At 66.0% G+C, this 2,326-nt stretch carries 3 protein-coding genes; 1 reads left to right on the top strand and 2 read right to left on the bottom strand.

The features are described from left to right. Positions 1-599 (bottom strand): ATP12 family chaperone protein (locus tag MOV74_RS36235; RefSeq protein WP_246932084.1); only part of this gene is annotated, 599 nt, incomplete at its 3' end. Positions 600-670: 71 nt separating this feature from the next. Between MOV74_RS36235 and MOV74_RS36230 the strand changes: the two genes are divergently transcribed. Next, positions 671-1,117 carry a hypothetical protein gene (locus tag MOV74_RS36230; protein WP_246932082.1) on the top strand — a complete coding sequence of 149 codons (447 nt, stop codon included), beginning with the start codon at positions 671-673 and terminating at the stop codon, positions 1,115-1,117. A gap of 138 nt (positions 1,118-1,255) precedes the next feature. Here MOV74_RS36230 and MOV74_RS36225 read toward each other — a convergent pair. After that, positions 1,256-2,326: RluA family pseudouridine synthase (locus tag MOV74_RS36225; protein WP_246932080.1), on the bottom strand; the 1,071-nt coding region annotated here is incomplete at its 5' end.

The following is a 2,326-nucleotide window of genomic DNA, read 5'->3' as shown; positions in this document are numbered from 1 at the left end:
AGCAGCGCCGAGCCGGTCAAGGTCGTCACCACGTGGAGTGCGGCCACCGACCATGCGTCCCCGGGCAGCACGGCGCGCGCGGCTTCGACGGCCTCGTCGGGCTGCTTCACGTGCATGACGCCCTCAGACAGGATGAAATGTGCCCCCAGCGCCTCCGCGGCCCAGAACAGCACGGGATCCCAATGCGCGGCCTCGCGGGCGACCAGCCCTTCGGGATGGCCGGCACGATAGAACAGCAAATCCGACTCGAGGTATTTTGCGAGGTCGTCGCTGACGAGCTCGACGCGGTCGACGACGCCTTCCACGACGCTGTTGGCGATCCGCGTCAGCGGCATGGTCACGGGATCGATCGTCTCCCCCTGGGCTGACCATTCCGCGGCCACCGCACCGGCCAATGCGCGCGAGGGGACCACCACCTGACGGCCGGAGGGCGTGCGGATCGGCTTGCCGTCGAGGGTGATGACGAAGCCGCCTTCGACATCGGTGACGCCCGCGTCTTTGTAGAAGCGCTTGCGCTGCGGCGGGCGCGCGGCTTGCCGGATCGCGCCTTGCGGATCGGGCGGGGTCTGTCCCGCGGCTTCTTCGAACAATTCACGCATGTAGTTTCGGCCCCGATCGCTGGATGCTAGGCTTTTAAGATAAGACCGGCGGCCGATAAAGCGAGCGGGGCATGAGGGAACTTGCGGGCATTGTGGCCCTGTTCGCCGGGCTTTGGCTGGCCACGGCGGAGGCCGGCTTTCGCAGTCCGGAATCGCTGGTCCGCAACGTCTATGCCCATTACGGCGAAGGCGCGCCTGAACTGTCCAAGGGGCTGCCAAGGGATGCTGCGACCGCCCGGCAATTCTTCGATCCTCCCCTTCGCAAGGCCTGGAGCGCGCCGCGGGTCGAGCCCTACGATTTCCTGGTGCAGAGCCAGAGCTGGAGGCTCGGCCCGGTCGCAATCGCGGTCGTCCGCAGGCAATACGACAAGACCTATGTCGCGGCGAATTTCGACAATCGCGGCAGGCGGATGGCGCTGAACTTCGTCCTGGTGAACGGGCCCGAGGGCTGGCTGATCACGGATGTCGAGAGCCCGCACGACTCCTTGCGGATGTTTTTGGAGCAGTTTCGGAATTGAGTGTGACAACCACCCGCTATCTCCATTCCGTCATTGCGAGCGCAGCGAAGCAATCCAGAATGCATGTGCAGTGGGACTCTGGATTGCTTCGTCGCAAGAGCTCCTCGCAATGACGGGGCTGGCAGCGGAGCTCGTGCCCTACTCCTCCGGCGCGTTCTCGATCGGGTCGAACCGGCTCGCATCGAGCCCGAGCAGATTCCACGACTGCTGCATGTGCTGCGGCAATGGCGCGGTAGCGTCGATCACGCCGCCGCGCGGATGCGGGATGACGATGCGGCGCGCAAGCAGATGCAGCCGGTTTTGCAGGCCGCCCGGCAGCTGCCAATTCTCGATGTTGAAGTATTTGGGATCGCCGATGATGGGATGGCCGATATGGGCCATGTGGGCGCGCAGCTGGTGGGTGCGGCCCGTCACCGGCTTCAGCGACACCCAGGTCAGCTTGTTGCCGGCGGTCTCGACCACCGCGTAATAGGTCACCGCGTGGCTCGCGCCCTCGTCGCCATGCTGGGCGACGCGCATGATGGTGTCATCCTCGCTCTCTTCCTTGGCGAGGAAGGTCGAGATACGACCTTGCTTCGGCTTTGGCAGGCCCGGCACCAGCGCCCAATAGGTCTTGCGCGCCGACCGCGAACGGAACGCGCCGGTCAGATGCGAGGCTGCAAAGCGCGTCTTGGCGATCAGGAGACAGCCCGACGTCTCCCGGTCGATCCGGTGCACGAGGCGCGGCTTCTGGCCCTTGGCATCGCGCATCACCTCGAGCATCTGGTCGATGTGCCGCGTCATGCCCGAGCCGCCCTGCACGGCAAGGCCCGCCGGCTTGTTCAGGACGAGGACGTCGTCATCCTCGAAGATCGTCATCTCCTTCAGCGCGGCGAGCGTCTTTTGCGCGGCGTCCGACAGCGGGCCGGCCGTCTTCGGCGTGTCGAGCTTCAGCGGCGGAATACGGACGCTCTGGCCCTCTTCCAGGCGGTCCTTGCTGTCGACGCGCTTGCCGTCGACGCGCAGTTCGCCTTTGCGCACCACGCGCTGGATGTGAGAGAACGACAGGCCGGGAAAGCGCGCTTCGAGGAAACGGTCGACGCGCATGTTGTTCTCGTCGGCCGTCACCTTGACGGTCTGCACCTTGGTCGGCAGCAGCGGCTCGACGGATTTTGCCGGCACAGCCCTCTCCGGCTCAGCCTTGGGCGCTCGCCGCTCGGCGCGCTCGGG

It is taken from the genome of Bradyrhizobium sp. SHOUNA76, from assembly GCF_023006445.1.
Classification (GTDB): Bacteria; Pseudomonadota; Alphaproteobacteria; order Rhizobiales; family Xanthobacteraceae; genus Bradyrhizobium.
Note: the sequence above shows the minus strand (reverse complement) of the source record. Positions and strands in the feature narration are given on the sequence as shown.